The organism is Prochlorococcus sp. (assembly GCF_965655815.1).
Taxonomy (GTDB): domain Bacteria; phylum Cyanobacteriota; class Cyanobacteriia; order PCC-6307; family Cyanobiaceae; genus Prochlorococcus_A; species Prochlorococcus_A pastoris.
Window position 1 is genome coordinate 96,796 of the sequence record NZ_CBFHHZ010000002.1, and the last position, 22,063, is coordinate 118,858.

General features: G+C 31.1%; 25 protein-coding genes. 11 read left to right on the forward strand and 14 right to left on the reverse strand.

What is annotated here, in order from left to right; translation table 11 throughout:
• Nucleotides 1–26: 26 nt before the first annotated feature.
• Both ACTF45_RS03635 and ACTF45_RS03640 read right to left on the reverse strand, forming a co-directional pair.
• On the reverse strand, nt 27–317 hold the full coding sequence (locus tag ACTF45_RS03635) for a 4a-hydroxytetrahydrobiopterin dehydratase (protein ID WP_438949364.1): 291 nt from the start codon (nt 315–317) through the stop codon (nt 27–29).
• Between the two features lie 6 nt (nt 318–323).
• Nucleotides 324–809, reverse strand: coding sequence for a secondary thiamine-phosphate synthase enzyme YjbQ (locus ACTF45_RS03640; RefSeq protein ID WP_288346714.1), 486 nt, complete (start codon nt 807–809; stop codon nt 324–326).
• A gap of 110 nt (nt 810–919) precedes the next feature.
• Here ACTF45_RS03640 and ACTF45_RS03645 point away from each other — a divergent pair, with 110 nt between their 5' ends.
• Together ACTF45_RS03645 and ACTF45_RS03650 are read left to right on the forward strand one after the other, a co-directional pair.
• Nucleotides 920–2,425 carry a carboxypeptidase M32 gene (locus tag ACTF45_RS03645; RefSeq protein ID WP_288346713.1) on the forward strand — a complete coding sequence of 502 codons (1,506 nt, stop codon included), beginning with the start codon at nt 920–922 and terminating at the stop codon, nt 2,423–2,425.
• 62 nt (nt 2,426–2,487) lie between these two features.
• On the forward strand, nt 2,488–3,075 hold the full coding sequence (locus ACTF45_RS03650; protein WP_011132129.1) for an inorganic diphosphatase: 588 nt from the start codon (nt 2,488–2,490) through the stop codon (nt 3,073–3,075).
• Between the two features lie 6 nt (nt 3,076–3,081).
• Here ACTF45_RS03650 and hemC read toward each other — a convergent pair whose 3' ends face one another.
• Both hemC and rpoD read right to left on the reverse strand, forming a co-directional pair.
• Complete coding sequence (gene hemC / locus ACTF45_RS03655) at nt 3,082–4,032, reverse strand: hydroxymethylbilane synthase (protein WP_288346712.1); 951 nt, start codon at nt 4,030–4,032, stop codon at nt 3,082–3,084.
• 94 nt (nt 4,033–4,126) lie between these two features.
• Complete coding sequence (rpoD, locus tag ACTF45_RS03660; RefSeq protein ID WP_011132131.1) at nt 4,127–5,317, reverse strand: RNA polymerase sigma factor RpoD; 1,191 nt, start codon at nt 5,315–5,317, stop codon at nt 4,127–4,129.
• Nucleotides 5,318–5,645: 328 nt separating this feature from the next.
• Between rpoD and priA the strand changes: the two genes are divergently transcribed.
• Complete coding sequence (gene priA, locus ACTF45_RS03665) at nt 5,646–7,922, forward strand: replication restart helicase PriA (protein WP_288346711.1); 2,277 nt, start codon at nt 5,646–5,648, stop codon at nt 7,920–7,922.
• Here the strand turns inward: priA and ACTF45_RS03670 are convergent, their stop codons facing one another.
• The 3 genes from ACTF45_RS03670 to ACTF45_RS03680 are packed head-to-tail and all read right to left on the reverse strand — an operon-like array spanning nt 7,923 to nt 10,428.
• Complete coding sequence (locus tag ACTF45_RS03670; protein ID WP_288346710.1) at nt 7,923–9,029, reverse strand: DUF3153 domain-containing protein; 1,107 nt, start codon at nt 9,027–9,029, stop codon at nt 7,923–7,925.
• A gap of 2 nt (nt 9,030–9,031) precedes the next feature.
• A complete protein-coding gene (gene argB, locus ACTF45_RS03675) occupies nt 9,032–9,883 on the reverse strand; it encodes an acetylglutamate kinase (RefSeq protein WP_288346718.1) in 852 nt (283 codons plus the stop codon).
• Nucleotides 9,884–9,897: 14 nt separating this feature from the next.
• Nucleotides 9,898–10,428, reverse strand: a complete 531-nt coding sequence (locus ACTF45_RS03680; protein ID WP_288346709.1) for a DUF2854 domain-containing protein — start codon at nt 10,426–10,428, stop codon at nt 9,898–9,900.
• A 30-nt stretch (nt 10,429–10,458) separates the two neighbouring features.
• On the opposite strand from ACTF45_RS03680, the gene ACTF45_RS03685 reads away from it, so the two are divergent.
• Nucleotides 10,459–10,641 carry a hypothetical protein gene (locus ACTF45_RS03685; protein ID WP_288346708.1) on the forward strand — a complete coding sequence of 61 codons (183 nt, stop codon included), beginning with the start codon at nt 10,459–10,461 and terminating at the stop codon, nt 10,639–10,641.
• Between the two features lie 2 nt (nt 10,642–10,643).
• On the opposite strand, the gene ACTF45_RS03690 is transcribed toward ACTF45_RS03685, so the two are convergent.
• A complete protein-coding gene (locus ACTF45_RS03690) occupies nt 10,644–11,093 on the reverse strand; it encodes a single-stranded DNA-binding protein (protein WP_288346707.1) in 450 nt (149 codons plus the stop codon).
• A gap of 29 nt (nt 11,094–11,122) precedes the next feature.
• Here ACTF45_RS03690 and ACTF45_RS03695 point away from each other — a divergent pair, with 29 nt between their 5' ends.
• Nucleotides 11,123–11,932, forward strand: coding sequence for a precorrin-6A/cobalt-precorrin-6A reductase (locus ACTF45_RS03695; RefSeq protein WP_438949365.1), 810 nt, complete (start codon nt 11,123–11,125; stop codon nt 11,930–11,932).
• Nucleotides 11,929–12,258, forward strand: a complete 330-nt coding sequence (gene cutA / locus ACTF45_RS03700) for a divalent cation tolerance protein CutA (RefSeq protein WP_288346705.1) — start codon at nt 11,929–11,931, stop codon at nt 12,256–12,258. Before ACTF45_RS03695 ends, cutA begins: the two co-directional genes overlap by 4 nt.
• On the opposite strand, the gene ACTF45_RS03705 is transcribed toward cutA, so the two are convergent.
• From ACTF45_RS03705 to ACTF45_RS03720, 4 genes are all read right to left on the reverse strand, one after another.
• A complete protein-coding gene (locus ACTF45_RS03705) occupies nt 12,235–13,251 on the reverse strand; it encodes an adenosine kinase (RefSeq protein WP_288346704.1) in 1,017 nt (338 codons plus the stop codon). The two genes, cutA and ACTF45_RS03705, sit on opposite strands and share 24 nt — an antisense overlap.
• A gap of 18 nt (nt 13,252–13,269) precedes the next feature.
• On the reverse strand, nt 13,270–14,580 hold the full coding sequence (locus ACTF45_RS03710) for an adenylosuccinate synthase (protein WP_288346703.1): 1,311 nt from the start codon (nt 14,578–14,580) through the stop codon (nt 13,270–13,272).
• An 81-nt stretch (nt 14,581–14,661) separates the two neighbouring features.
• Entirely contained in the window at nt 14,662–15,099 is a 438-nt protein-coding gene (psb27, locus tag ACTF45_RS03715; protein WP_011132142.1) for a photosystem II protein Psb27, read from the reverse strand.
• A 26-nt stretch (nt 15,100–15,125) separates the two neighbouring features.
• The gene (locus ACTF45_RS03720; protein WP_288346702.1) at nt 15,126–16,928 is read right to left on the reverse strand and encodes a proline--tRNA ligase; all 1,803 of its coding nucleotides are present in this window, start codon (nt 16,926–16,928) and stop codon (nt 15,126–15,128) included.
• 176 nt (nt 16,929–17,104) lie between these two features.
• Here ACTF45_RS03720 and ACTF45_RS03725 point away from each other — a divergent pair, with 176 nt between their 5' ends.
• From ACTF45_RS03725 to lepB, 5 genes are all read left to right on the forward strand, one after another.
• A complete protein-coding gene (locus tag ACTF45_RS03725) occupies nt 17,105–17,455 on the forward strand; it encodes a hypothetical protein (RefSeq protein WP_011132144.1) in 351 nt (116 codons plus the stop codon).
• Nucleotides 17,456–17,541: 86 nt separating this feature from the next.
• Entirely contained in the window at nt 17,542–17,796 is a 255-nt protein-coding gene (locus ACTF45_RS03730; RefSeq protein WP_288346701.1) for a hypothetical protein, read from the forward strand.
• Nucleotides 17,786–18,334, forward strand: a complete 549-nt coding sequence (locus tag ACTF45_RS03735) for an inorganic diphosphatase (protein ID WP_288346700.1) — start codon at nt 17,786–17,788, stop codon at nt 18,332–18,334. Before ACTF45_RS03730 ends, ACTF45_RS03735 begins: the two co-directional genes overlap by 11 nt.
• A gap of 1 nt (nt 18,335) precedes the next feature.
• Complete coding sequence (locus ACTF45_RS03740) at nt 18,336–18,692, forward strand: arsenate reductase family protein (RefSeq protein ID WP_288346699.1); 357 nt, start codon at nt 18,336–18,338, stop codon at nt 18,690–18,692.
• Between the two features lie 29 nt (nt 18,693–18,721).
• Complete coding sequence (lepB, locus tag ACTF45_RS03745) at nt 18,722–19,408, forward strand: signal peptidase I (RefSeq protein ID WP_288346698.1); 687 nt, start codon at nt 18,722–18,724, stop codon at nt 19,406–19,408.
• On the opposite strand, the gene ACTF45_RS03750 is transcribed toward lepB, so the two are convergent.
• Entirely contained in the window at nt 19,371–20,624 is a 1,254-nt protein-coding gene (locus tag ACTF45_RS03750) for a dihydroorotase (RefSeq protein WP_288346697.1), read from the reverse strand. The two genes, lepB and ACTF45_RS03750, sit on opposite strands and share 38 nt — an antisense overlap.
• 2 nt (nt 20,625–20,626) lie before the next feature.
• A complete protein-coding gene (locus ACTF45_RS03755; protein ID WP_288346696.1) occupies nt 20,627–21,955 on the reverse strand; it encodes a histidine phosphatase family protein in 1,329 nt (442 codons plus the stop codon).
• Nucleotides 21,956–22,063: the final 108 nt, after the last annotated feature.

The window sequence follows — 22,063 nt, forward strand, 5'->3', positions numbered from 1 at the left end:
ACTAATATAGTTTTATGAATTGTAAATTATTTTTCGAAAATATCATTAATTTCTGAAGCGATTGTTTGATCTAAATTAGTAATTCCGCCTAAATCATGAGTACTTAGTTTAATTATTACTTTTGAATAAACATTTTCCCAATTTGGATGATGGTTATGTTTCTCGCAAATTAAAGCAATCTTTGTCATAAAGGAGAAGGCTTCTATAAAATTACTAAAAATAAATTCTCTTTCAATATGATTTGTCATAATTCTCCATCCTCCTATTTTTGTAGATAGTTCTTTTAATTCCTCATTTTCTAAAAGGTATGGTTTCATAACTATTTATTGTGACTGTTTACTATTATAGATACTTGATTTTTTTTCCCCAATAATATGAACACTTATACTTCTTTTTTTTGTACTAAATCGATGTTCCCATAAATAAATTGCTTGCCAAGTGCCAAGTATGAGTCTCCCTTTCTGAAAGCTTAAAGACAAATTAGTATTTGTTAAAGCAGTTTTAATATGAGCTGGCATATCGTCCTCTCCTTCTTGAAAATGTTCATAATATATCTTCTCTCTTTCTTTTGATAACGAGGTATAACAGTTGTACGGAACTATAGATTTAATGAACTTTTCTAGATCTTTAAGAACATTTGGATCTGCATTTTCATTAATAGTCAAACTACAACTTGTGTGTAGTGAGGTTAAGCAAAAAATTCCTGAATCAAAATTACTTTTTTGTATGAATAAATTTAAATCATCAGTAATATCAGTGAAACCCTCCCCGTTGGTTATAAAGTTTAATTTTGAGAAAATTTGTTCCATAAATATTTAAAGTCTTAATAAGCAATATCCTATTATGAATATAGTTTGAAAATTTTATACTATGAAAAATATTTTTGTCTTAAAATAATAGATAATTAAGTTAAATATTTTTGTCTGAAAAAGAATGGAATAAGCTTGGAGCTTATTTAAAAGAAACTCAAATATTAGGCTCAATACAGAGTACTCTTTATTGGGATCAAAATACGGGTATGCCCAAGAAAGGAGCGTCTTGGAGATCTGAACAACTTACGCATATCGCAAAAATACTGCATAAGAGAAATTCCTCTGAAGAGTTTTCAGATTTAATTAAAGCTGCTCAGGATGAGTTTAGATGTGGCTTAGAGAAATCATTAAATCAAGAAATTATTCGAAGTAAAAAAAGAAACCTTGAATTATTAATCAAGGAATTTAATAGGCAAAAAAATTTAGATTCTAAACTAGTTGAAGCACTTGCTAAAGCTAAATCAAAAGGTTATGAAAGTTGGCAAGAAGCCAAAAGAAAATCCGATTTTGAGATTTTCTTACCAATTTTTAAAAATTTGATCGAATTACGTATTGAAGAGACAAAACAAATATCAGATAAATACACACCTTGGGAAACTTTAGCTCAGCCTTTTGAGCCGGATTTAACTCTGGAGTGGTTAAATAAAATTTTCCAGCCACTTAAAGAAACTATCCCATCTCTAATAAGTGATCTCAATAAATCAGAAAAGTACCACTGGGATTTAAGTCCTAAATCTCAGCAAAATTTATGTTCTAAATTACTTGATGAGTTTGGGAGAGATGAAGATCTAGTAGTTGTTGCAAAATCTCCCCATCCTTTTTCTATTACTTTAGGCCCAGATGACTATAGGATTACTACTAGAGTTGTAGAAGGGGAACCCTTATCAAGTTTTCTAGCTACTGCGCATGAGTGGGGACATTCGATTTATGAGCAGGGTTTGCCATCTCAGAGTCATCAATGGTTTGCATGGCCTTTGGGTCAAGCAACATCAATGGGTGTTCATGAAAGCCAATCTTTATTTTGGGAAAATAGGATAGTTAAATCAAAATCTTTTTCCAAAAGGTTTTTCAAACATTTTGTTTCTGAGGGTTGTTCCTTAAATAACCATTTAGAGCTTTGGAAATCTATTAACCATTTGCAAGCAGGTTTAAATAGAGTTGAGGCAGATGAATTAAGCTATGGGTTGCATATTTTAATTAGAACTGAACTTGAAATAGATTTAATTGAAGGAGGTCTAGAAGCGAAAGATGTTCCATCAGAATGGAACAAAAGATATGAGGAACTTTTAGGGATTAGACCATCAAATGATGCTGAGGGTTGTTTGCAAGATGTTCATTGGAGTGAAGGAGCATTTGGATATTTCCCTTCGTACTTATTAGGTCATCTTATAAGTGCACAAATCTCTTCTCAAATGGAAAAGGAAATAGGATTAATTGATAATTTAGTTGAAGATGGAGAATATGAAAAAATAATTTTATGGTTAAAAAATAATATTCACAACTATGGAAGATCTGTTAACTCTATGAAACTAGTGAGAAATGTCACTGGAGAAGAACTAACATCAAAGTACTTTGTTAATCATTTGAAATCGAAAATAAAAGATTTCTGCTAAAAATTTACGTTTTAGAATTTGATTGAGTGTGAGGATGTAGGATAAATAAAAATAATTTTTTGATGGCAAACCTTAATCAACCCCCAAGTAGAGTTACCCCAAATTTATTGCATATTTTAGATGCTTTTACAGACAATACAAAATCAATCGTCAACACAATTGTTGAGTTAAATTCTAATACTATAAATAAGTATGAGTTAATTACTGAAACGGGACATTTGAAACTTGATAGAGTTGGTTATTCATCACTCGCATACCCTTTTGCTTATGGATGTATTCCTAGAACTTGGGATGAGGATGGTGATCCTCTTGATATTGAAATAGTTGGTGTTACAGAACCACTAGTGCCAGGTTCAATCGTAGAGTCAAGGATAATTGGAGTGATGAAATTTGATGATGGAGGAGAAGTTGATGACAAAGTAATTGCTGTCCTATCAGATGATAAGAGAATGGATCATATTCATACTTTTGAGGATCTTGGGGAACATTGGCTTAATGAGACCAAGTATTATTGGGAACATTATAAAGATCTAAAAAAACCAGGGACATGTACTGTTAATGGCTTTTATGGAATTGAAGAAGCTGTTAAAGTAATTCAAGATTGTGAATCTAGATACCAAAAAGAAATTGAACCTAAATTAGTTGATTAACAAAAATTACTTCTCTCTAAATTGTTCAAATATTTCCGAAAGAATTTTATCAGCCCCCTGAAGTTTTAGCTTTTCAGCTAATTTCTTACCAACTTCCTCTGGATATTTAATATTTCCTATCGATTCATCTTTAATAAGTCTTTTCCCATCAATAGATGCGACCATTCCTATTAGGGTTATTTCATCATTTTGAATACTACTATTAACTCCTATAGGAACTTGACATCCCCCTTCAAGTTCTCTTAAAAAAGATCTTTCTGCTAAACATCTTTGGCTCGAGACCTTATCTTCTAGGACACTTATAATTTTAAGAACTTCTTTATCATCAGATTTACATTCAATTCCTAAAGCACCTTGGCCAACGGCATGAAGGGAAATCTCATTAGGAATAATTTGGTGAACTCTTGATTCAAATCCTAATCTTTTTAAACCCGCTGCAGCCAAAATAATACAGTCAAATTCTCCTGAATCTAGTTTTTCTATTCTTGTAATAACGTTCCCCCTAATATCTTTGAAGTTAAGATGCGGAAATTTATATCTTAATTGAGCAAGTCTCCTTAAGGAACTTGTTCCAACGATTGAACCTGGAGGTAAACTTTCTAATTGATAAATTTTATTTTTTTTGTTAACTACTAAAGCATCTGAAGGGTCTTCTCTTTTTGTAATACATCCTAATGTAAGTCCATCAGGTAAATTAGTAGGCAAATCTTTCAAGGAATGCACTGCAATATCTGCATGTCCCACAAGCATTTGAGCTTCTAGTTCTTTTGTGAAAAGTCCTTTATCTCCAATTTTGGCTAAGGCTACATCAAGAATTTTGTCACCTTGAGTTGCCATGGCCTCTATCGATACTTCCAAGTCAGGAATATTTTTTTCTAGTTGCTCTTTAACCCATAATGTTTGAACCATAGCTAATTTACTTCTTCTACTAGCTATCTTTAATTTAAATTTAGTCATTAAATATTGGTTTGATTAGTTTAAGATAAAGTCGCATTTATTTTAAACTAATAGTTGCTAACTTTTTAAAGCCGAAAAATTATATTTAACTTTTTTATTTAATATATTCTTTTAGAACACCATTTCTGTTTGGATGTCTTAACTTTCTCAGAGCTTTTGCTTCTATTTGTCTAATTCTCTCTCTTGTAACATCAAAAATTTGTCCTATCTCTTCAAGAGTCTTCATCCTTCCATCATCTATTCCATATCGCAGTCTTAGAACATCCCTTTCTCTTGGGCTCAAAGTCGCCAAAACCCCTTCTAAATCTTCTCTCAATAAAGTCTTAGATACATCTTGTTCTGGATTCTCAATATCAGCCTCTATAAAGTCTCCAAGCCTTGAATCCTCTTCTTTACCTATTGGTGTCTCTAACGAGATTGGAAGCTGAGCACTTTTAGCTATAAATCTTAATTTTTCAATTGTCATTTCCATACTCTCAGCTATTTCTTCTTCGCTAGGCTTTCTTCCAAACTCTTGACTAAGAACTTTTGTTGTTTTTTTTATTCTAGAAATTGTTTCATATAAGTGAACAGGTAATCTAATCGTTCTACTTTGATCTGCTATCGCTCGTGTTATCGCTTGACGAATCCACCAAGTAGCATAAGTAGAAAATTTATAACCTTTTTCATGGTCAAATTTTTCGGCAGCTCTTATTAAACCTAAGCTTCCTTCTTGTATTAAATCTTGAAAAGATAGCCCTCTATTCATATATTTCTTGGCAATAGAGACAACTAATCTTAAATTAGATTGAACCATCTTCTCTTTAGCTCTTCTCCCTAAGAGAAGTCTTCTTCTGAATTTAGAGAGAGGCATGTCGGTTAATTCAGCCCATTCTCTAACTGAAGGGAAATGTCCTTTCTCAGACTCGTATTGTGTGGCTAGCTCCTCAAGTTGGAGTAGATCAGCTATTTTTCTAGCAAGTTCAATTTCTTCATCAGGTCTTAATAATCTAATTCTTCCAATTTCCTGAAGATAAACTCTTATAGAATCTTCTGTGTATATTCCCTTTGGTCCAAGCTTTACGTTACCAATAGCTTTGGCCTCTTCATCAGAACCATTAAATTCATCTTTATTTTCAATACTGCCTTCATCATTAAGTGGCTTTTGTTTCGAGTTTTGAATAGGATCTTGATATTTGATACTTTCTTCTTCTCGATCGTTTTTAAAATTTGAATCAATTTTTTTATTAATCTTTTTCTTGGAACTAGGATTAGAACTTTTTGATTCTGTTGCGGCTGGACACATAGTGGACTCCTTTCTACGGTGAATTTAACTAGGCAAAAATTTAATTAAGACGAATTTATACACTTAGTAGTAAAAGTTTGCCTTAAAGATTAGAAGAACTAACTCACAAAAATTGTGTTTAGATAAAGTTTTTTTTAAATTGTTGAAAAATTTAAATAGTGTTATAGATTACCTAAAGTAAAAAGTCTTAGGATTTCTCAGACTGGCAGATCAATTTTTGAATCTTAATTCAATGATCAAAGCTTCATGTCTCCCTTAAAAACAGAATACTTAAAATATGCAAAAGCACTTTGTGAAATGTTCAACAATCCAATACTAAGAAAAAGTTTTGATGCCGGCAAGTAATAATTTATCAAATACCTTTTATAAGTTTGACGTCTTGCTAGATATAGGTAGTCATACCAATACTTTTTCTTATTTAGATGGTGATAATCTCGGAGTAGAAATTGGAGATATTGTTTCAGTAAGACTTAAGGGGAGACTCTTGAATGGACTAACGATTTCTAAAAGTCCTTTTTTAAAGACAGATAAAAATAAAAAAGATTTTGATGAAGAATCTAATTTTGAATATTTATCTATACAAAGTATTGTCCAAAAAAAAGTGATTCAAGATTGGTGGAGAGAATGGTTGGAGGATCTAGCTTTATTTTATCGGGTAACTAGTTTGAAAATGTTTAAAACAGCTTTTCCCCCTGGATGGATTGGTAAACATAAAAAATTATCTCAAAATTTTAAATATCAAATATGGATCGAATCTCAAATAGATTTGGAATTCAATAATGATGACTTAACAAAGAGAGAACTTTCATTAATAAATATTTTGCGTCTTAAAGGGAAATGGCAAAGCGAATTATTAAGGTTTGGTTTTAATTCCACAATTATAAATTCAATGGTGAGTAAAAAACTACTAATAAAGACTAAAAGAAAAAAAATAGTTAGTACCAAATTAAGTTCTTTTAAAAATGATTGTATTAAATTAAAAAGACCAAATCTTACTCAGGAACAAAAAAAAATATATGGGGAAATGCAAGAGATGCAACCCGGAGATGTCTCTTTGCTATGGGGAGAAACAGGTTCAGGAAAAACAGAAATTTATATGAGAATGGCTGAAGATCAACTACTTAATAAAAATAGCTGTCTAATACTGGCTCCAGAAATTGGCTTAATTCCTCAACTTATTGATAGATTCAGTAAAAGATTTCAAAATCAGGTTTTTGAATATCACAGTAATTGTTCTTCGAGGCATAGAACTTTAGTTTGGAAAAAGATAATAGATGAAGATGAACCTCTTATAGTTATTGGGACAAGGTCCGCAGTATTCCTTCCTATACAGAATTTAGGCTTAATAATTATGGATGAAGAACATGACGTTTCATATAAGCAAGATAGCCCAATGCCTTGTTACGATGCGAGGGATGTTGCTCTTGAAAGAGTAAAAAGAAATCCAGCAAAGCTAATTTTCGGAAGTGCAACTCCATCAATGAGAACTTGGAAAAGAGTTGTTTTTGAAAAAAAGTTTAAGATGCTGAGAATGAAAGAAAGAATATCTCGTACTGAAATACCGGAAATCAAAGTTGTTGATATGCGTTGTGAATTTAAAAAGGGTAATACAAAAATCTTTTGTGGCGAATTATTAGAATTAATTTCTCAGCTTAAAGAGAATCAGGAACAAGCAATAGTTTTGATTCCTAGAAGGGGTTATAACGGTTTTCTAAGCTGTAGAAATTGTGGATTTATAATAAATTGCCCTAATTGTGATGTACCTTTATCTGTTCACGCAGGCTCAAAAGGTAAAAAATGGCTTAGCTGTCACTGGTGTGATCATAAAGCAAAACTTATCAACACTTGTCCAGATTGTGAATCAAATGCCTTTAAGCCTTTTGGTATTGGGACTCAAAGGGTTATTGAATTCTTGAATAATGAATTTCCTGAACTGAGGGTACTTCGTTTTGATAGAGATACCACCTCAGGTAAAGATGGTCATAGAAATATTCTTTCAAAGTTTTCTAATGGAAATGCAGATATTCTTGTAGGGACTCAAATGTTAGCAAAAGGTATTGATATTCCTAATGTTACTCTTTCAGTGGTTATTGCCGCAGATGGATTACTTCATCGCCCAGATATTTCAGCTGAAGAAAAATCATTACAATTATTTCTACAATTAGCCGGCAGAGCAGGTAGAGCTAAAAAATCAGGAAAGGTTATCTTTCAAACGTATAAACCAAGTCATCCAGTCCTTTCATATCTCAAAAATAGAAATTACGAGGGGTTTTTATCTGAAAGCTCTAAATTAAGAAAAGATGCAAAACTATTTCCTTTTTGTAAAGTATGCCTTTTAAAGGTTTCTGGGAAAAACTTCGAACTTACAGAAATAACTGCGGCCAAGCTAGCGAAATATATGATAAATTTTTGTAAATATAATAAGTGGACAGTAATTGGTCCTGCTCCAAGTTTAATTGCAAAGGTTGGTAATAAATTTAGGTGGCAAATATTAATGCATGGCCCAGAGAATTCGGAATTTCCTCTGCCTGATAGGTCTAATCTTTGGCAAAAAATTCCAAAAAATGTGTTTTTATCAATTGATCTGAATCCGGTAGAGTTATAGCTAATTAGATGGAAGTTCTGGAAAGTTAGATCCTATTTGGTATCTATAAAACCTTAAAAAATAAGCAATAGACATTAACAATAAAATAAGTAAAAATCCTAATAATAATTTGTTCCAATTCCAAAATGAGAACTCCAGGCTATTTAATTCTCCAGGGATTATTTGCCACTTTATAAAATTCTTAGATACTTCTACATTAGAATTTTCTAGATCTTTAACTCTTACTTTGTTTGGGTTAACAATATTGAGAGTGAGTTCTAAATCTTCCCCATATAAAAGATTTTGAAGATCAAAATCTATTCTGAAATTATATTTTTTTAAAAAGAAAAAATTATTTTCAATACTGTCAATTTTTAGATCAGTTGACTCTCCAAACACTTCACCTGCTATTTTTTGTATTTTATAAAAAGTTTCTTGGGCAGTTTCCATACTTAGATTTTTATTTTTAAATGAAAAATCTAATTCTCCTGTTGATATTTCTCCATCAGGAAAAATTTCTTTGATTTTTTGTTCGAAATTTATTTGCCAAGGAAATTTTTTAATATATTTGCTTTCAATTTCGAAATTATTATATATTGAGTCAATCTCACTAATATCGAGAGTATCTTCAACTTTAACGCACCCGCTTAACAGTGGAATTAGTAATAACAATAATAGAGAAATGATAAATATAAATCCTTTTTGAAATGGCTTTGTTTGACCAGTTGGAATATTTGATGTATCTATAAACTTTTTCCCCTTCTTATGATTATTAGGTTTTAGAGAGGAAAGAGATGTTTTGTCTAAGGCAGGATTACTTTCAAAATTAATATTCCAATTCTCAGGTTTTTTAATTTCAGGAGAATCGATAATTTCCATTAAATACTTTGCATTTTCTCGCACTTTATAATCGAGAGATTTTAAAAGTTCTTTGCAAAATATTTTTGCCTCTTCATTTTTATTAATGCCTGATAGGGCTGTAATTAGTATGGTTCGTAAATTTGCACCTTCTTTACTAGAGGGAGGGTAAGATTCGATTATTGGGTATAAATATTCAATACAGAAATTATATTCACCTTTAATAAGAGCTAACTCTGCCTTTTCAACAACTTGCTTGTATGACTCCATTCTCAAGCATTAATCATTGTTCCAATACCCGAATTTGTGAAAATTTCTAGAAGTAATGAATGTTCAATCCTTCCATCAATTATATGGGCAGCTTTTACTCCTTGAGCCAGGGCTCTAATACAACATTCCGTTTTTGGTAGCATGCCATTAGAAACAATATTTTTTTCAATAAATTTTCTGGCCTCTTTTAGATTGATTTGTTTTGCGAGACTATTTGGGTTATCTCTTTCTTTTAGTATCCCTGGAGTATCAGTTAAAAGAATAAGTTTTTCTGCATTTATTGCAGCGGCAACTTCGCCTGCTACGAAATCAGCATTGATGTTATGAGAAATGCCATCTGCTGTAGATCCAATACTTGATATAACAGGAATATATCCTTTCGCAATAAGAGGGTCTAATAACTCAGGGTTGATTTGTGTGACCTCTCCAACTAATCCATGACTTCCATCTCCTAATTCTCTTGAATGAATTAAGTTGCCATCGAGGCCTGAAATTCCTACAGCTAATGAACCTGTTTTATTGATCCCCCTAACAATCTGTTTATTTACTCTTCCCATAAGCACCATCTCAACTATTTCCATTGTTTTCTCATCGGTAACTCTTAACCCATTTTCAAATTTTGGTAATATTTCTAATTTATTTAGCCAACGATTGATTTCGGGACCACCACCATGTATAACGACTGGGCATACACCAACACTTGATAATAGAGCAATATCTCTGAAGAAAGCTTCTTTTAACTTTTCATCTTCCATAATAGAACCTCCATACTTAACAACAATTTTTCTACCTGAAAAACTTTGTATGTATGGAAGTGCCTCGCTTAATATTGATACTCTTAGGGAATCGTCCATCATGAAAAGAATATTTAATAAAAGAAAATCAAATCGAATTCCTTTTCATTATCGTTGATAATAAATTCTGATTCAAGACCTTTGACGAAAAACCTGTTTAATCTTTCTTGTTTCTCAATCCATTGTTCAAAGGGGACATCATTGATTTCAAAATGCATCTTAAAACCATTCTTTTCTTCTTTTGTAATTTCTTCAATCTCTTTAAGTTGGGGAGGATTATCTTCATTCCATAAATTTAAGGCCTCTAATGAAGATTCAAGATGCGCTTTTATTCCATATCTCCATCTGGTTACATCTCTAACCAATTCAGTTAATTCTTTAGGTCTATTAAATTTATTTTTCTTAAAATCATTTCTATTTACTAATTTAACTGGAGGTATTTCAGAAGTTTTCAAACCAAGTCCAATTAGTAAAATAGGGACTCCATAAAAAAACGTAGGCACGCTTAGATTTACTGACTCAGTAAAATAAGCTGTCATCCCAATAAAAGCCAAAACACCTCCCGCGACTGTTATTATGTTTGCAGGAGATAGGTATTTCTTCATTTTGTTTTATTAGAAAAGTTATTTTATATTATGCAAGATCATAATTCTACAAATCAAGAAGATTTAATTTTAAAACTTGATCAAGATAGAGCATGGTTGTTAGAGAATCTTGATAAAGGTAAATGGTCAGAAATTAGGAGTGAACTGGCTGATCTTGAAAGAAAAATAAGCAAACTCATTATACGTGTTCAAGAATCAAATATTGAGACTTGATTTTAAAAGGGTATTTCGTCAACTTCAGGGACTAAAGGAGAGGTGTTCCACTGTGAATTCTCGGTATTTCCCGATTTTTCTTCAGAAGAATTGCTATTGTTGCTATCAGAAATGTTAGTTTCTTTTTTCTCTGAGGTTATTTGTACTCCAGGACTTATATTATGAATTCTTGAAGCTGTCAGTTCAGGCTGCTTTTCCTTAGTGCCATCTTTTCTGGTTACTGAGTTCATTCTTAGACGTCCTTCAATAACTATGTTTTGCCCTTCTTTTAATTCTCCCACCATTTCTTGCGCAATAGTACCCCAACCTAAAACTTTTAATTCTCTAAATGGATCTTCATCGCGTAATCCTTTGAAATTAACTGTCATTTCAGCAATGGGTGTTTTATTCTCTTTGGTATATCTCATCTGAGGAGCGCTATTTATTACGGCTTGAATTAAACAATGATTCATTAACTTTCTATTTAATTAAAGATATCTTGATGCACAATTCAGAAAATTGCCACGAAAATGTTTGGATCCTTTCAGGAACTTCAGATGGACCAGTCATAGTTAACAAACTATTAAAACTTAATTATGTAGTATTTGTAAGTGTTGTCACGCATAAAGCAAGTAAATCTTACGTTGAAAATTCAAAGTTACACATCATTACAGGAAAATTAAATGATTCAAGTGAAATCATCAACTTTATTGAAAAAAATAAAATTAATTATGTAATAGATGCAACTCATCCATTTGCTTTAATTATTTCTCAAAATCTAGATGAAGCATGTAAAAAAATCAAAAAGCCTCTTTTGGCTTTTGAGAGAAAATCGGAAATAAAATCATTTAAAAACTTTGAATATATAAAGGATTTAAAAAATATAAACAAGGAAGTTTTAGTAAATAAAAATATTCTTTTAGCAATAGGATCTAAATTATTAAATGAGACGGCAAGTTATTATTTAAAATGTGGTGCAAATGTATTTACAAGAGTAATTCCAACATATGAAAGCATATCCAAAGCTTTTGCCTCATGTATAAAAAATTCAAATATAGCAATATTGGAACCTAGTAAAAACAAAGGAAACATTTTAGAAAAAAAACTATGTGATCATTGGAAGATAGATTATATACTTTGCAGAGATTCTGGAAGTTATGCACAAATGAATTGGGAGGAAATTGTTTATAAAAGTGATATGAAGTTATTTTTAGTAAAAAGGCCAAACCTAAAATTTAGAAACTCGCTTATATTTTTTGATTATGATAAGTTGATAAATCAATTAACTGGTAAAAAAATCACTTTAGGATGAAGAAAGTTTTACTTTTGGTAGCAACTGAATGTAATAAAAAAGCAGCTAAAAAAATAGCTAAATTATTACTCAAAAAAAAGCTTGCAGCGTGTGTCTCATTAAAAGAGATTAATTCCATTTATGAGTGGAAAGGAAAAATTGAGGAGGTTAATGAGTTGGAAATTATAATAAAAAGTAAACCAGAATTGAAAAAAGCTTTGGTAGTTTTCTTACAAAAGCAGATATCTTATGATGTTCCTCAAATTATTTATAAAAAGTTTAATTCTGAAAAAAAATATTCTAATTGGGTAAATAAATCATGTTCAAATCAAGTGTGTCCGCAATAACTTTTGAAGATTAATATTAGATCTAGAACCTAACTGAGTAATTATATGACCAGCGCATATTGAGCCTATTTCTCCGCACTTTTTTAAAGAATAATTATTAATTAGTCCATGAATAAATCCACCAGCATAAAGATCTCCTGCGCCGGTTGTATCAATAATTTTTCCTAATAGTTTTGGTTTTATTTCTTCAGACTTGCCTTTATTGACAACTAAAGAACCTTTACTTCCTAAAGTGATTATTATTAATTCACATATTGAAGAAATAGATTCTTGGCATCTTTGTAAATCATTTTCTTGAAAAAGACTCAAAACTTCTGATTCATTACAAAAAACTATATCAATGTATTTTTCAATTAATTCTAAGAAACTTTCTCGATGCCTATCTACACAAAAAGAGTCCGATAATGAAAGTATTATTTTTGTATCGGATTCTTTGGCAAGCTTTGCAGCTTGAAGAAAGGCATTTTTGGCTAAATCACTATCCCATAAGTATCCTTCCAAGTATAAATATTTGCTATTTGCTATTAACTTATAATTTACATCTTTAGGTTCAAATTCAATTGAAGCACCCAAATATGTGCACATTGTTCTTTGCGCATCTGGAGTTATAAAAATTATTGAATGTGCACTTGAGGGCCCTTTATCTATTGGCGGGGTGTTAAAAATAGTATTACTTCTTCTAATATCAGTAGAGAAGAAATTTCCAAAATTGTCATTCTTTACTCTTCCAATAAATTGAACATTATTATCTAATTCAGCCAAGCATACGACAGTATTAGCAGACGACCCCCCTGATATTTTTTTAATTACTGTGCAATTTTTTAATAAAGCTTCAGATTCATTAGAGTTGATAAGATTCATAGATCCCTTTTTGAGGGTATTTATCTCTAAAAATTCATCATCCACATTAACAATAATATCTACTATTGCATTTCCTAATCCAATAAGGTCTATATCTTTTTTTAGATCAAAAAGTTTGTTTTTTTCTGTCATTGAGATCAGATTTCTTGATTATCTTAGAAGAGCTCTTTTAGGACCATGGATTGGGTCTTCAATTACTATAGTTTGATCTCTGTTTGCGCCTAATGAAACAATCGCAATTGGCACTTCCATTAATTCAGCAAGAAATCTGAGGTAATTCATAGCATTTTCAGGCAGATCAGATAGCTTTCTGCAATTAGCAGTCGAGCATTGCCATCCTTTTAATTTCTTAAAAATTGGTTTACATTTTTTTAAGTCATCAGAATTTGTGGGGAAATAATCTATTTCTTTACCATCTAATTCATATGCAATACAGACTTGAATTTCATCTAATTCATCTAGCACATCTAATTTTGTTACTGCCAAACAATCAAGACCATTTACATAAACAGCATATTTGCCAATAATTCCATCAAACCAACCACATCTTCTTCTTCTTCCAGTTGTGGTTCCAAATTCACTCCCTCTATCACAAAGTTGATCGTTAATACTTCCTTGTAATTCTGTTGGGAATGGCCCCTCTCCAACTCTCGTAGTGTATGCTTTCGCTACTCCTATCACCCTATCTATTAAAGTTGGGCCAACTCCAGCACCAATACAAGCACCTCCTGATATCGGATTTGATGAAGTCACATAGGGATATGTTCCATGATCCAAGTCAAGTAATGTACCCTGTGCCCCTTCAAAAAGAATATTTTTTTTATTTTTTGCAGCGGCATGAATAGTTCTTGTACAGTCAACTACATGCTTTGATAGTCTTTGTCCATAATCAAGATATTCTTCAATTATTTCATCTTTATTAAGGGGAGCAATGCCATATATTTTTTCTAGAAGTCCATTCTTTTCTTTAAGAGGGATCTCAATCACATCTCTTAATCTATCTTCATTAAGCAAATCTCTTATCCTTATCCCATTTCTTTGTGATTTATCAGCATATGTTGGGCCAATCCCTCTACCTGTTGTTCCAATTTTATTGGAACCTCTATCAGCTTCCATTGCTTCATCTAATAAACGATGATAGGGCATGGTGACATGTGAGGTTGATGAAATTTTTAATCCTGATATATCTATTCCATTATCAATCAACATATCTATTTCTTTGAGTAATATCTTTGGGTCTACAACTGTTCCCGATCCAATTAGGCAAATTGTATCTCTATAAAGTATTCCAGATGGAATTAAATGTAATTTTAAAACCTTATCATCGACAACTATAGTATGTCCTGCATTTACACCACCTTGATAACGAACAACAACATCTGCCGAACGACTTAATAAATCGGTTATTTTACCTTTTCCTTCGTCACCCCATTGGGCTCCGATTACAACAACATTAGCCAATTTTAGAAGAGCATTATTTTTGTACGAATATATAATATATTCAAAATTATTGAATAACTTTAAAAAAGTAAATCATTTGTATTAACTTTCTCTAAGAACCATTTTTTCGGCAAGAGTGAATTCTTTAGTTAAACGCTCTTTAAGCTTATCTGGTAGAGGCCTAGTTGCAAAGTTTTTGTAATGACCTGCCATGGCATTTAATGCTGTCTGCATTGTAGTAAATGATTGAGTTTTATTAACCATGCCTCTGTTTCTGTATCTAGAAATATAATCAGTTATTAGAGCAAGTGATTCATCTCTAACCTTATCCTTATCAGGAGAATCTTTTGGAGTTTCAACGGCAATTTGTAGGGTTTTAACAACTGATATTGTGTCTTTTGCATAATCACCTGTCATAGAAGTCTTTGCTGCATATGATGGAGAATTAAATAGTGTAAAAAAAACAGATATACAAATAGCAAAAGATATTGCTTTTACAAAAAATCTAGAAAATAATTCAGTCATCTTTTTAACTAACATAACTTAACTCCGAATAAATTTTAGCTTTAAGAATTTTTATTGTACATTACGTTTGATTCGGAAATAAATTTCTCTAATAAATTTTTAGATGCTATTTTAATTTTACTTTTGCTTGATCTGGAGAAGAATTCTACTTCTTTATTAATTGAGTCTCTGCCAATAATTATTTGAAAAGGAATTCCAATTAAATCCGCATCTTTAAATTTCACTCCTGCTCTATCATCTCGGTCGTCAAGGAGAACATCGATTTGGTTGCTTATAAACTCTTCATAAATCTCTTGAGTAAGTGCTTTTTGAATGGGATCTTTCAAATTAGTTGGAATAATTAAAATCTCAAACGGAGAAATTTGAATTGGCCAAGAAATACCATTTTCATCATGATTCTGTTCAATTGCTGCCTGGGCTATTCTTGTTACGCCTATTCCATAACAACCCATCCATAAATTTTTCAATTGACCATCCTTATCAGAAAACTTTGCATTTAATTTCTCACTATATTTTTGGCCTAATTGAAAAATATGTCCAATTTCGATACCTCTTTTTTCTTTTAATTCTTCATTACTTTCCTGGCTGATACAATCTCCTTTTTTTGCATTCCTTATATCTGATATTAAAAACTTTTTCTCAATAAATGAAAACGCACGGAATACTTTGTGAAAATCAACTTTATTACCACCACTCACAAAAATTGAAAGATTACTGGCAGAGTAGTCAGCGATTCTTATCCAACTTTTATCCCAACTGGAATTAGTTTTTATTGTTTCATCATTTATGTCTGGGCCAATAAAACCTAATGGAAAATTAGTTAGATTTTTATTAATAATGGCATTGTCTTCGACTATTTTTAGGTGAATCAAGTTTGAAATATATTTTTTGTTGATCAAATTAAAAAGCTTGACTTCATTAATATTCTGATCTCCTCTGATACATGCGAGGATTGGGACTTCAGATTTATCTTCAAATTTTGCAAGGAATATAACGACCTTAATTATTTGACTTGCATCTAAATTATTATTTTGACAAATATCAACAATCGATTTTTGATTAGGGGTTTCTATCCATTCTTCATGGGACATTATTAAAGGAATCTCTTCGGACGGCAAAGAAACGGCTTTTTCAATATTGGCTGCATATGAACCACTCTCAGTAAATAAAATAGAATCTTCTCCTGCATCTGCTGTTACCATAAACTCTTTGGATGCTGCTCCTCCAATTGCTCCACTATCGGCATCCACGCCAACTGTATCTAATCCACAATTTTTAAAAATATTTTCATAAGCTTTTTCCATTTTTTCGTAAAAAGAAGACAAATCTTCTTTTGAAGAGTGAAAAGAATAAGCATCCTTCATTATAAATTCCCTACTTCTCATTAATCCAAATCTAGGTCTTATCTCATCTCTAAATTTTGTTTGTATTTGGTAAAAACACAAAGGCAGCTGTTTATATGAATTTATCATTTCTGATGCAATACTTGTAATAACTTCCTCATGTGTAGGTGCTAAGCCAAATTCTTTTCCCTGTCTATCCTTTAAATTAAACATTATGCCTTCTCCTGCGGTGTAACCTTCCCATCTTTCACTTTTTTTCCATAATTCTGCTGGGTGGAGTTGGGGTAAAAGTAATTTCGAACAATAAATATTATTAAGTTCCTTTTCAATTATGTTAGATATTTTTTCGATTACTCTAAGCATTATTGGCATGTATGCATAGATGCCACTATTAACTCTGCGAATATAACCACCTTTTAAGAGTAATTGATGAGAAATAATTTCTGCTTCAGAAGGAGTGTCGCGAAGGGTCCCCAGAGGAAATGAGGTAGTGACGCGCATAAAAGAAACTTATAAATTTAATCAATTTTATCAATTCAGGTGTAAAAAAAATTTAAAGTGTCTTGAGTCCCTGAAGGCAGGTAGTTTAGATTTATCCTTTCTGCTAGTTTCTGCAATAATAAAACTTAAAACTTTTAAGTAAATTCATTAACCTGAATGACATTTTTAATAAAGTTATGGAAAATATAGATTCTAATATTTCTAGTTCAGAAGAATTAGTTGGTATTGATGAAGTTCAGAAATTCCTTAACCGATCAAGAGCTTCTGTTTACAGGTACACAAATACAGATCTAAGAAATTTAAATCCTAGCTTCAACCCGAGAAAATTAAATCCTGAATATAGAACTGATCAGAAAGAGCCATTACGTTTCCACCCTAATGAAATTGCAAGATTTGCTAAGGATATTTTAAGAATTAAAGAAGTTACTGTCGAAGTTTTTAATTCTCCATCTTCAGCTGCACAAAATACTCTTTCTCAAATCCTTGAAGAATTAAAAAGTATTAGATCTCTGCTAGAAAAAAATTAATTTTAAACTATATTTTGATTTATGTACTTTTTGATTGTAAGATTATTTTGTTAAGTTTATTACTCAACTTTTAACAAGTAAATCTCTTGAGATACACAAATTCAAAGCGGTTTGTCAAAAGTAATTTAAGCGAAAAATCTTCTCTTATTACTATTTCAAGTGAATTGGAAAGAGATGATGATGACCCCTTAAGTATGAGGAGTTTATCAATTTCGTTTCTTGGGATTATAATTGCCTCCCTGACAATATTATTGCCCTCAATTTGTATTTTGCTTGGTAGACCTTTATCTCAAGGAAATGAGATTACTTCTTTTCACTTAATTAAAAAAGATGGATCTTAGCTTTATACCTCCATCTCCAATGAAGGGCATAGTTAATTTAGTTGTTGAAATACCCGCTGGTAGCAGGAATAAATATGAATATTGTTCTCAAGCTGGAATTATGGAACTTGATAGGATTTTGCATTCTTCAGTGCGCTACCCATTTGACTATGGCTTTGTCCCAAACACCCTAGCTGATGATGGAGCTCCACTAGACGCAATGGTAATTATGGATGAGCCAACATTCGCAGGTTGTCTAATAAAAGCAAGACCTATAGGTGTCTTAGATATGCATGACTGTGGGAAATATGATGGGAAACTTTTATGTGTTCCTATATCTAATCCTAGGCAAGAAAATATAATTAGCATTAATCAAATAGCACCTAATCAATTAGAAGATGTTGCAGAATTTTTTAGAACAAGCAAAGGTTTAGATGGAAGGACGGTTCAAATAGATGGTTGGAGAGATTTTGAAGTAGTTGAAGAACTTTTAAGAAAATGTACACCAAAAAAAAAGAAATCCTTTCAAGTTTTAAAAAAATCATCAATCGTTAAATAAATTGAAAAGAGTAATTTTTTATAGCTATCCAAAATGCTCTACATGTAGAAAAGCATCTAAGTGGCTTGATCAAAATAATATTAATTATCAATTAATAGATATTGTTAAAGAACCACCTTCAAAAGAATTTTTGGAACTGGCTTTAATACAATTTTCATTAGATATTAAGAAGATATTTAATACAAGAGGTAAGAGTTATAAGTCAATCGGTATTGATATTCTTGACTTAACCAAAAATAAAATTATTGAACTATTGTCAAATGATGGAAAATTAATCAAAAGACCATTCTTAATTATTAATGAAAGTAAATTAATACTTGGATTCAATGAGTCTGAATATATCGCAAACCTCAAATAGATATTTAATTTTATGGTTTTGTAAATTTTATGAATTTCTCTTTAAAAAATATACTTCTTGAGTGGGGTCCATTAATTCTCTTAGCTTTTTTTGTCTCTTCTTGCAGATCTTTTTTAGCGGAACCTCGTTACATTCCCTCTGGTTCAATGCTTCCTGAATTACAAATAAACGATAGATTAATTATTGAAAAAATCTCCTTAAAAAATTCATCACCTCAAAGAGGAGATATTATTGTTTTTAAATCACCTTTCTCTTTTGATGAAAAACTTGTTGCATCAAGATCTAACCCATTACCAAACAAAAGCTATTGTTTTTTTATGGGTTTTCCTCCAATGTCATTCATCCCTGGATTAAGAGACCAGGCTTGTGATGCTTATATAAAAAGAGTAGTAGCATTGCCCGGAGAATTAGTTAGTGTCAATATTAAAGGCGAAGTGATAATTAATAATAAAAAGATTTTTGAGCCATATGTTATTAATTTCTGTTCAGAATCCTTTTTTAATAATTGCGGAGAATTTAAAAGTTTGAAAGTACCGAAGGATCATTTTTTGGTTTTAGGTGATAATAGATCAAATAGCTGGGATGGAAGATATTGGCCTGGAGGTAAATTTCTTCATAAAAAAGAAATAATTGGAAAAGCGTATTTTAGGTTTTGGCCTCTAAAGAATTTTGGGCTTTTTAAAAATCAAGTCCTACATGAATCACTTTCCCTTTGATTAATTTATTTTTCTTGGGGAAATTTGATGGTGAATCATAACCTAAATTGATTTGATTATTTATCCATTTTGTATCAGGGTCAAATATAAGCCATCTTTTACTGCCGATAGATAATTTCTCTTGCATTATTCCTAATAAATTAGAGGGATTAAAACTTAAATATTTCCAAAGCATTGGGATTGGCCAATCTCGTTTGACTACAAATTCTTTCCACAATAACGGTAAAACTAATTCAAAAGAGCTTATCCCTGTGGGTCTATCATTTATGGGAATAAATGTATCTTCATCGCTTAATGCCTTTGAGTTCACTGCAATTGCTTGAATTAAATCATTTTCTAAACCTTTTATTAAAAATTCTCTATTTTCCTGAGAGCCCAAAGGGGGATCTACTTTCCACCCAAGATCATCAAACTCGAGATTATTTGTATCGGCTATTAAGCTCCACCAACTTATTGTTGTTGAAATTGGAATAGCATGTTTTTCTATTTCTTTAAGAGAATTTGAATCTGAGATATTTTTAATTACTATATTTTTATCTGGGAAAATATTCTTGATTCCTAAAATATTTTTAACTTCTGCAATCTCATTATTATTGTCAATAATATAAAAACCTGATTGTAGTGTTTTTATGTCCTTATTTATAATTCCTTTCTGTAGTGAATTTTTTTTTGTTAATGAAAATAATATTGGTGATGTCTTCACTGCGTCTAAAGAAAGACCTTTAAAAATGATTGAGTTGTCAAAAAAGTTGCTAGTAGAGAGACCTATTGAACCTGATTTCAAAAGTTCACAATGGGGAGATAGTTTTTTGCCTTGATCTTCCAAACTTAAACTTCCCCAAAAATAAATATTTAAATCAAAATCATAATTTTTCTGAAAGGGTATTTTTTCAGGATTATCTCTCCAGTTGTTACTATTTGGAAGAAAGGCGATTGTACCAAAACCTGATTTCTTTGCTCTAAACTTTAAATTTTCTAGGTTATCATCAACCCCTGTTAAGGGATCTTCTAAAAATGAATGACTATCTACAAGCATTGGAGCCAATATTTTATTACCAGATTTAGAAATTTTAATATTCTTTTTTAACGCCTCCTTTTTAGCCTTATTACCAAATGCTTCTATTTTGCCATCGATAATTAATAAATTATCTTTGATAACTGTCGCATTGGAGTCCATCAAAATATTTATATTTTCAAAAAAAAAGCTTTTCCCCATTTTTAAAGAGCCCCGGATGCTGTTGAGTCCAGTATCCCACCAAGATGTGTAGTAATATTCAAAGCACTAATTACATTATCTTTTTGAGGATCCTTAAAAAGATCAATAACAGTTATACCTCCATTACCTTGCTTTATCATCCAGATATTAGAAAAATCAATTCCTAATAAATTACAAATAAGGGTTTTATTCACTGCATCATGTGCGACTAACAAGGTCAGATCTTTATTCTTTTGAGCTAAACATATTTCTTCCCAAGCCTTAACTGATCTTTTAGATACTTCTTTAATACTCTCACCCTCGGGCATTAGCACTTCTTCAGGTTTTTCATGCCAATTTTTAAGTAATTCTGGCCATTGTTGCTTAATTTCATTTTCTAATTTGCCTTCCCATAATCCATGGCTTATTTCTACTAAATTTTCAATCTTTTTTATTTCTAAATCTGACTTGTTTTGAAGAATTATTTGTGCTGTTTCATATGGTCTATCCATTGAACTTGAAAAAGCCTTATTGAAGTTAATTTCTTCTAAATATTTAGAGGCCTTCCCCGCCTGATCTTTCCCATTATTATTTAAAGGAATATTTATTTGTCCTTGGAATCGACCCTCTTTATTCCAGTTGGTTTCACCATGCCTAACTAAAAATATTCTTGAGTCTCCAATCTGATCAGGAATTCTTTTATCTAGATGAGAAGTTTGGTTTAAACATTCAATTTGTGTTTTATATGAATGTCTTTGCTTCATAATATTAAGGATTGAAAAAGAGGCATTATCTAACTTTATTTTTCTAAAACCTTTTTTAGGTTTTCCAATCAATAATAAAATCAAACATCTTAGGATTGCATTATGACCAATTATTAAAATATTTGCTTCTTGTTTTTCTAAATATATTTTAAAAATACTTTTAATAAATTCATTTGCCTGCTCATATAAATCTTTAATTGGTTGATACGTTGAATTATGAATACTCTCTAAAGTTAAATTTTCAGGATCATTTTTCCAAAGAAGATAGTCTTCTGGATACTTGTTCTTTATTTCATTAATAGTTAAACCAGACCATGAACCAAGATCAACCTCTAATAAATTTTTATCGTAAATAATATTATTTTCTCCTTTTAAGTTTTTCTGAATTGTCTTCGCAGTCTCTGCCGCTCTTACAAGTGGGGAAGAAAATATCTTGTCGAAATTAATCCCTGATAATGCCTCTCCCGATTTAAGTGCCTGTTCGTAGCCTTTATCGGTTAAATATGAATCATCTGTCCTACCTTGAACTAAGCCTTTTTCATTAAAACTGCTAAGCCCATGCCTTACTAAAACTAATCTAATGCTCATTATATAAATTTTAAATTATAGTATTTTTATCATCTCATGGCGTGATAAAAATAGGTATATGATTATTAGAAATTTCAATGAAAACTAAATTAGGTTTTATATTTTATT